This window comes from Enhygromyxa salina (genome assembly GCF_000737335.2).
GTDB lineage: Bacteria > Myxococcota_A > Polyangia > Nannocystales > Nannocystaceae > Plesiocystis > Plesiocystis salina_C.
Genome location: NZ_JMCC02000218.1, coordinates 1 through 4,325 on the forward strand (window position 1 = coordinate 1; position 4,325 = coordinate 4,325).

Sequence of the window (4,325 nt, forward strand, 5' to 3'; positions counted from 1 at the left end):
TGTTGGTCGCGGGGGTGCGCTCGCGCGCCAACCTGGAGGCCGCGCTGGTCGTCGAGCTGGGGTTTGATCTTGGTCGCGCTCGGGGGTCGCAGCGGGCCCTGGCGCTGATCCGGCGACGCGACCGGATGCGCTGGCTGCCCACGCCAGGCGCGGCTTCAGATCCACGCCTCGCGGCCGCGCTCGCTCCGATCGCCCAGGCAGAGGCGCGCGCGCTTCGAGTCGTGGTGTGTGGGGGGGCTGGGCAATGACGACGCTGGGCAGCCTCGCGTTCGGGTTGATGCTGGGCGTCCTCGCCCCGCCGCCGGCAGCTTCGATCCTCGAGCCCGACCCCCAGCTCGAGCCCCCGCCCGAGCCCCAGATCGAACCACCTGCGCCGCAGCTCGACATGGCCCAAATCGACGCTGCGTTCGCCCGACTGCCGCCACAACCCAGCTTGCGGGCCGTCCAAGACGCGGCGTTGCAGCGCGCGGGCGTTGGTCCTCACGCGGGTGCTCGGTGGCTGCGCCAGGCCAGGGTCGCGGCCGCCTTGCCCACGATCTCGGTGCAGTACGACCATCGCCTCGACCAAGGCTGGGCGCTCGACAGGGAGGTCGGTGAGGCCGACGCCCTGCGCAACGACGCTGGCAATCAATCGGTGATCCGGGCCAAGGCGACCTGGGAGCTCGACCGCCTGATCTTCTCGCCCGACGAGCTCCGGGCGGCCCGGGCCGCGCTGGACCTCGCGGACTTTCGGGAGCGGGTGCTCGTGCAGGTCACGCAGCTGTACTACGAGCGTCAGCGACTGCTCGTCGAGCGCGAGATCGCTCCGCCTTCCGACCTCCAGGCAGCGATCGCCGCGAGCGTGCGCCTGCGCGAGGTCGAGGGCCTGCTCGCGGGTCTGACCGGGCTAGATTTTGGGCCCACGCCCACCCAGTGATAGCGTGCGTGGATGGACGAGCGTCGCGCTCACCAGCGATTCGTGTGTGACCTGCGGGCGCGCTTGCTGCTGCCGGACGGGCGAGAGATCGACGGCCAAGCGATCGACCTGTCGATCTCGGGCATCTGCGTCGACACCCACGAGGCCGTCGAGCCCCGCACCCTCGTCGAGTTTCGCGTGTGGGCCGTCCTCGCCGACCGCGAGACCGCCGAGATCGTGATGCCCGGTCGCATCGTCTGGTCGACGCCGGTCGAGGGACACGTGCAGCTTGGCGCCGCCTTCGATCGGGACATGGACAACCGTTCATGGGCCCGCCTCGACGTCCTCCTGCAGTTTCTAGCGGGCACGCTCGCCGATTCGCAGCGGCTGTAGTTGTCAAATAACGCTGTTAGAGGGCAGTTCTGGAGATGTGTGGGCGTCGGGCGTACGCGCACTGCGCTACACATGAGGATCGCCAAAACCGTGCATGCCTGTTCACCCTCGCGACGGTTTCGCGTATTCGACGCCGGCCGAAGCTGAAGGGCCATTCGCTAAGCCCTCGATTTCACTAACTTCTGGAAAAATCGCTCAATCGTGCCGATTCGGGTCTCCAAGTTGCAGCCTTGCGGCACCAGGAAGGCGAAACACCATGCTCGACCGCACAAACTCGTCCCAAGATGCCCGCCGCGTGCCCGTGTTCACCCGCACTTTGTTCCGGCATCTGCAAGACCAGGGGTACACCCGCGAGCAGATCATCGGCGTCTCCGCCGAGCTGCTCGGGCTTCTGTCCACGGATCTCAAAGCCAAAGAAGAGCTGCTCCCCGCCGAGTAGAGCAGAATTCTCCCCTCTTCCCCCTCCTCGCCCGTCTTCGTCGCCCTGCTCGCCTGGGGTGACCAAGACGGGCGAAATGCGTTATGGCCTGTCCGATGCCACCGATGCCTGCGTTTGATCAGCTCGACGTCGACAACCGTCGCGTGCTCGTGCGTGTCGACTTCAACGTGCCGCTGCGTGGCCACGGCGACGCCCGCGAGGTGGCCGACGACACTCGGATCCGCGCGGCGCTGCCCACCTTGCGGGCGCTGCTCGATCGAGACGCGCGGCTGATCGTGTGCTCGCACCTCGGACGGCCCAAGGGTCGTTACGCCGAAGACCTCTCGATGGGGCCGGTCGCGGGCCGCCTCGCCGAGCTGCTCGAGCGACCCGTTCGCCTGCCGGACGAAGTTGTGGGTGACGGCGTCACCAAGCTCGTCAACGACACGCGCGCTGGCGAGGTCGTGCTGCTCGAGAACCTGCGCTTCGAGCCGGGCGAAGAGGCCAACGATCTCGACTTCGCGCGGGCTCTCGCCAAGCTGTGCGACGCCTACGTCAACGACGCGTTCGGGGCCTCGCATCGGGCCCACGCTTCGGTCGTTGGGGTCCCGCAGCTGGTCCGCGATCACGCGCCGGGCTTGTTGATGAGCGCCGAGCTGCAAGCGCTCGGGCGCTTGGTTGAGGGGATCGAGCACCCCTTCGTGGCGGTCGTCGGCGGGGCCAAGGTCTCGGACAAGCTCGGGGTGTTGGTCGCGCTGACCGAGCGGCTCTCGGCTGGCGACGCGATCGTGATTGGCGGGGCGATGGCCAACACCTTCTTGCTCGCGCGCGGGCGCGAGCTTGGCGGCTCGCTGGTCGAGCGCGACCTGCTCGGTGCGTGCAAGCGCGTGTTCGACAAGGCCAGCGCCCGCGATGTGCGGGTGATCTTGCCTGTGGATCTGCGCTGCGGTTCGGGCCTCGACGCGCGTGAGGCGACGATCGTCGCGGTCGGCGACGGGGTCGCGGGCGACAGCTTGGCCCTCGACATCGGACCGCGCAGCGAGGCATCGTTCGCTGGGGTGATCGCCACAGCCAAGACCGTGTTCTGGAACGGCCCGATGGGCGTGTTCGAGAACCCCGCGTTCGCCCAGGGGACGCTGGCCATGGCCAACGCCGTGGCCGAGTGTCCGGGCTACACGCTGGTCGGCGGCGGCGACTCGGTCGCTGCGCTCAACGCGTCTGGGCGCGCCGGCGACATCGATCACGTCTCGACCGGCGGCGGCGCCTCGCTCGAGTTCATCGAGGGCCGCGAGCTGCCCGGCGTCACCGCGCTGGCCGCTGCCCACTAAACCAACCGCAAGGGCTACGAAGCGACATGTCACGAACGATCTGGGTGCTGGGAAATTGGAAGCAGAACTTGCTGCGCGAGCCGTCGGCGAGCTTGGCGAAGGCCGTGGCCGACGGGCTCGAGGCTGCCCTCGCGGGGGCCTCGGGTGTGGCCGTTGGGATCGCGCCGACCTACCTCGCGCTCGACAGCGTCGCGCCGCACACGGGTGATGGCCGCGGCGCCCCTCGCCTGCTCGCCCAGGACGTCGGCGCCCAAGAGAGCGGCGCGTTCACCGGTGAGGTCGGACCGGCGATGTTGCGTGAGGCGCGGGTTCAGGCCGCGATCATCGGCCACTCGGAGCGCCGCGCCCAGTTTGGTGATCACGACGAGCTGGTGGCGGCCAAGCTCGGGGCCGCGCTCGCGGGCGGGCTCGACGTGGTCTTGTGCGTGGGCGAGCGGCTCGAGCAGCGCGACGCCGGCGACCACGAGCAGGTCGTGATCTCACAGCTCACGGCGGCGCTGTCGGGCTTGGCCCCCGATCTGGATCCCGCCCGCGTCACCATCGCCTACGAGCCGGTGTGGGCGATCGGCACCGGTCGCACCGCGACGCCAGCCCAGGCCAGCGAGATGCACGCCTCGATCCGCGCCTGGCTCGACAAGGCAGGGCTGCAAGGTGCTGACAGATCGCTGCTCTACGGTGGTAGCGTCAAACCCGACAACGCCACCGAGTTGCTCGCCGCGGGCGAGATCGACGGTTTCCTGATCGGGGGCGCCTCGCTTGACGCGCGCTCGTTCCTCGATATCGTCACCAGCGCCTCGAACCACGCGCGCTCGAGCCAAGCACGATGACTACCTTCATCACAATCATCTACATCATCGTCGCTCTGATCATGATCTTGTCGATCTTGCTGCAGGCCGGCAAGGGCGGCGGGCTCGGCTCGGCGCTTGGCGGCGGCGCGAGCCAAGGCGTGTTCGGTGGCGGCGGCGGGGCCGACTTCATGTCGAAGTTGACCCAGGGGTTCGCGGCCACGTTCATGATCTGCGCGATGTACCTGGCCTACGCCAGCGCCCACGCGGGCTCGGAGTTCCTCTCGGAGCAAGACGACGGCAGCGCGGATCTGCTCGAGGCCGACGAAGAGATCGACTACGAGCGGCTTGGCCCGCGCGCGCAACCGCTGCCCACTCCCGAAGAGGGCAAGGCGATGCAGGCCAAGGCAGCCGCGCTGGTCCCCGCCCAGACCGAGGCGCCATCCGAGATGATCGACGGCGCCGCGGCAGACGGCGCCGCGGCAGACGCCGTCGCCCCGGCGCCC

The 4,325-nt window shown here is 69.1% G+C and carries 7 protein-coding genes; all 7 read left to right on the top strand.

Features of this window, described 5'->3' with window-relative positions; translation table 11 throughout:
- A partial coding sequence (locus DB30_RS40115; RefSeq protein ID WP_205633192.1) for a hypothetical protein occupies positions 1 to 248 on the top strand: 248 nt, incomplete at its 5' end.
- A complete protein-coding gene (locus DB30_RS40120) occupies positions 245 to 916 on the top strand; it encodes a hypothetical protein (protein WP_052559344.1) in 672 nt (223 codons plus the stop codon). The genes DB30_RS40115 and DB30_RS40120, both read left to right, overlap by 4 nt.
- Positions 917 to 928: 12 nt before the next feature.
- The gene (locus DB30_RS40125; RefSeq protein ID WP_052559345.1) at positions 929 to 1,288 is read left to right on the top strand and encodes a PilZ domain-containing protein; all 360 of its coding nucleotides are present in this window, start codon (positions 929 to 931) and stop codon (positions 1,286 to 1,288) included.
- A gap of 256 nt (positions 1,289 to 1,544) precedes the next feature.
- Positions 1,545 to 1,727, top strand: coding sequence for a hypothetical protein (locus DB30_RS40130; protein ID WP_052559346.1), 183 nt, complete (start codon positions 1,545 to 1,547; stop codon positions 1,725 to 1,727).
- 104 nt (positions 1,728 to 1,831) lie between these two features.
- Positions 1,832 to 3,034 carry a phosphoglycerate kinase gene (locus tag DB30_RS40135; protein ID WP_052559349.1) on the top strand — a complete coding sequence of 401 codons (1,203 nt, stop codon included), beginning with the start codon at positions 1,832 to 1,834 and terminating at the stop codon, positions 3,032 to 3,034.
- Positions 3,035 to 3,060: 26 nt separating this feature from the next.
- The gene (gene tpiA, locus DB30_RS40140) at positions 3,061 to 3,861 is read left to right on the top strand and encodes a triose-phosphate isomerase (RefSeq protein WP_146662852.1); all 801 of its coding nucleotides are present in this window, start codon (positions 3,061 to 3,063) and stop codon (positions 3,859 to 3,861) included.
- Positions 3,858 to 4,325, top strand: a 468-nt coding sequence (gene secG, locus DB30_RS40145; RefSeq protein WP_052559347.1) for a preprotein translocase subunit SecG, incomplete at its 3' end; no start/stop codon positions are given. The genes tpiA and secG, both read left to right, overlap by 4 nt.